Consider the following 1,712-nt stretch of genomic DNA (forward strand, 5'->3'; position numbering starts at 1 on the left):
GGCTCGTTTGTGACACCATCATTAAGTGTTACAAAAACCTATTATGTAACAGCCTATAACGGCGTTTGTGAAAGTCCGAGATTTCCTGTCAATGCTTTTGTATATCCTGCTCCTTCATCATCTGTAACCCCGGCTGCCGCGAGTTTGTGCGATGGGGTAATTGAACTGGTAGCAACAGGAAGCAATTCCGGAACTACAGATACGCTTTTCTACGAAGACTTTGAAGTGTCAACATCCACGTTAATGATGTTACAGGATTATGGTTCCTCTGCTAACGAATACTGGTATATTGAGGAAAGTCCAAGTCAATACATCAGTTACGGAACGATAAGTTCTGGAAGCAATTTCGGAGCAATTGACTCTGCTTATGATTTAAATGGTTTTTCAAATAATGCACTAACTATGAGTGCGGCAATCAGTACTTATAATTATACCTCATTGGCCCTCACTTTCAGGCATTATTATGACTATGATAATTATCAGGCTCCGGACCAGGCTATTATTGAAGTCAATACGGATGGTGATTTAGATGGAGTCTGGACAGCAATACAAACCTATACCAGCGACCAGGGAAGCCCGACAAATTTTGCCACAGTAACGATTAACCTTTCGGCTTATATCAATCAGCCTAACCTTAGAGTCCGCTTCAGGTATTATTCTGGCTGGAATTATGGCTGGAATGTTGACGATATCAGAATTACAGGAACTTCAGTTCCTTCCCCTGTAGCATGGACTCCAATTGCCGGACTGTATACTGATTCCGCTTTAACAATTCCTTACACAGGTGGAAATATTGCAACGGTGTACGCCTATCCGGATGCAGCCCAAACCTATACAGCCACTGTAACAAACGGTTCAGGATGCCAGGCAACCGATACGGCAGTTATTTCCGGAAGTTCTAACATTTGGAACGGGACATCCTGGAGTTCGGGAACAGCACCGGTAGCCGGAACCGAAAAGATAATCTTTAACGGAAATTATAGCTCAACAGGCGATATTTCAGGATGCCTGCTTCAGGTAAACAGCGGTAATGTGGTAATTAATGCAGACAATACCGTTACTGTTGCAAATCAGGTGAGAATAAATCCTGCAGCTACATTTACATTAGAAGATACAGCGAGCCTTCTGCAAACTGCGGGAACAACCAATACCAATATTGGCATCATCAGGTCAAAACGCAGAACGCAACCGGTAAAAAGGCTCGATTTTACATATTGGTCTTCTCCTGTTGCCGGACAAACATTGTATAATTTGTCGCCAGCAACAATGGCAGATAAATATTACAGCTGGAATCCGGTCAGCCAGGCATGGGTGACGCACATGAATGGAAATGTAACCATGACAGATGCAAAAGGTTATATTGTGAGAGCGCCACAGAGCTTTTCTACTACATCGGCGGTACAATACGAGGCCATATTTCAAGGAGTGCCGAATAATGGCGATATCAGTATTCCGGTTTATGGAAACACCAGCACTTTGCCGGCAGATTATAAGTGGAATCTGATAGGTAATCCGTATCCGTCAGCAGTAGATTTGGACGAATTTCTTTCTTATGCCAATAATGTTGCTGCATTGGATGGAACAATCTATTTGTGGACGCACAATTCAGCGCCAAGTAATGCCGTTCCGGGTGATCAAACCTATAATTATACGGCAAATGACTATGCAACTTACAATTTGTCCGGAGGTGTGGCCACATCACCGGCAACTCC

General features: G+C 43.4%; 1 protein-coding gene. It reads left to right on the forward strand.

Annotated elements, in window-relative coordinates; genetic code table 11:
* Positions 1–1,712, forward strand: a 1,712-nt coding sequence (locus tag VN105_RS09125; protein ID WP_325640060.1) for a hypothetical protein, incomplete at both ends; no start/stop codon positions are given.

This window comes from Chitinophaga sp. (genome assembly GCF_035564935.1).
Classification (GTDB): Bacteria; Bacteroidota; Bacteroidia; order Chitinophagales; family Chitinophagaceae; genus Chitinophaga.